Raw genomic sequence first — 1,313 nt, 5'->3', positions numbered from 1 at the left:
GTCATTGACAGAAAAAGCAGGGTGGGTTGTCCTGGTAGCCGTGGGTTTAAGGATGGGGCTGCGCGGGCGGCGCGGCTGCGACAGGAGCAGGCATGCAGCACGTGACAGCGAAAGCGCTGACTGCCCTCCTGCTGCGCCACGGTGCCGAACAGAACGACATCCTCCATCAAGTCCAGCGCGATGAATCGCACGAGGAATTTGTGCGGGTGCGGACCATGATCGGCAAGACGATGGGCGGCGCTTGACCTCGATGCGCTCTACCCGATCTTGGAGGAGCATCCGGACCTGAAGCCCGAGGGTTTGCGGTGAGGTACGTTCGGTGCGCGGCCGCACCCCTTCTCCCATTCATGGGAGAAGGTGGCCTCGCGCAGCGAGGTCGGATGAGGGCGATACAGAAAGAGTCTGCTACGAGGACGGCAGCTCCCGCCCAGCGCCCTCATCCGACCTTCGCTCACGCGAAGGCCACCTTCTCCCGCAAGCGGGAGAAGGAGAGCCCGCCGTGCCGGCAGAGAAATCCTTAAACCAACGGCCGACCCGAACCCGCCCTGCCAGCCGTGGGTTTAAGGATTGGGGTGCGCTAGCGCGCGTTCTCTCTAAAGCCGCAGAATTTCGCGATAAAGTGCCGTCTGGCGGACTAGACCCCGTAATAAATGTGGCCGACCTTGTCGCGCCATTTGAGGAAGACCTCCCTGAGATCATCCTTCTTGGCGCGCGTGCTCGGCATAGTGTGGACGAAGACATCGGCTGTTCCCAAGTCGAAGATGCCCCCCGAAATGTCCGGCTCTTTGAAGACAAGCAGAGGGCGACCGAGAGAAAAAAGAATGCCAGCTTCGAGATGATTCCAAGCGGTCGGCAGCCTAGTAAGACCGGAAACAAGCTTTGCAGCTTTGGTGTCGGGCTTCCACGTCCCCGCTGTCACCGTCAGCTGGTTGAACCCAAGGATCACGCCACCAGCGCAATGCCGGGCAATAACCAGCACTTCGCGAAGCGGCAGTTCCGCCGGATAATCAGAACGGCCAAGTGCGCGTGGCTCAAGATTGAGGGTATCGAGCATCGCGAGAATGATAGCGCGTTGCGCCTCCTGAGGCTTGCTGAGCGACGTCGGACAGGAGACAAAAACAGGGATTTTCATGATGACCCTCTTTCTCCAAAGCGCGTCGCGCAAATCGCGCCTTAAACGCAACGGCCGACCCGAACCCGCCCTGCTTTTGCTGTCAATGATCTGCGACCGCCGGAGGCGGCGGGGCGTCGCCCCGTCATTGACAGAAAAAGCAGGGTGGGTTGTCCTGGTAGCCGTGGGTTTAAGGATGGGG

At 60.4% G+C, this 1,313-nt stretch carries 3 protein-coding genes; 2 read left to right on the top strand and 1 reads right to left on the bottom strand.

Annotated features, from left to right (window positions below; all coding sequences use genetic code 11):
• Positions 1–92 precede the first annotated feature (92 nt).
• A complete protein-coding gene (locus GSQ79_RS10020; protein ID WP_158808578.1) occupies positions 93–245 on the top strand; it encodes a hypothetical protein in 153 nt (50 codons plus the stop codon).
• 389 nt (positions 246–634) lie between these two features.
• Here the strand turns inward: GSQ79_RS10020 and GSQ79_RS10015 are convergent, their stop codons facing one another.
• Positions 635–1,132, bottom strand: a complete 498-nt coding sequence (locus tag GSQ79_RS10015) for a hypothetical protein (RefSeq protein ID WP_158808577.1) — start codon at positions 1,130–1,132, stop codon at positions 635–637.
• A gap of 1 nt (position 1,133) precedes the next feature.
• Here GSQ79_RS10015 and GSQ79_RS28950 point away from each other — a divergent pair.
• The coding region (locus tag GSQ79_RS28950) for a hypothetical protein (RefSeq protein WP_210253048.1) at positions 1,134–1,313 on the top strand (180 nt) is incomplete at its 3' end.

Source organism: Beijerinckia sp. L45 (genome assembly GCF_009765775.1).
Taxonomy (GTDB): domain Bacteria; phylum Pseudomonadota; class Alphaproteobacteria; order Rhizobiales; family Beijerinckiaceae; genus RH-AL1.
Note: the sequence above shows the minus strand (reverse complement) of the source record. Positions and strands in the feature narration are given on the sequence as shown.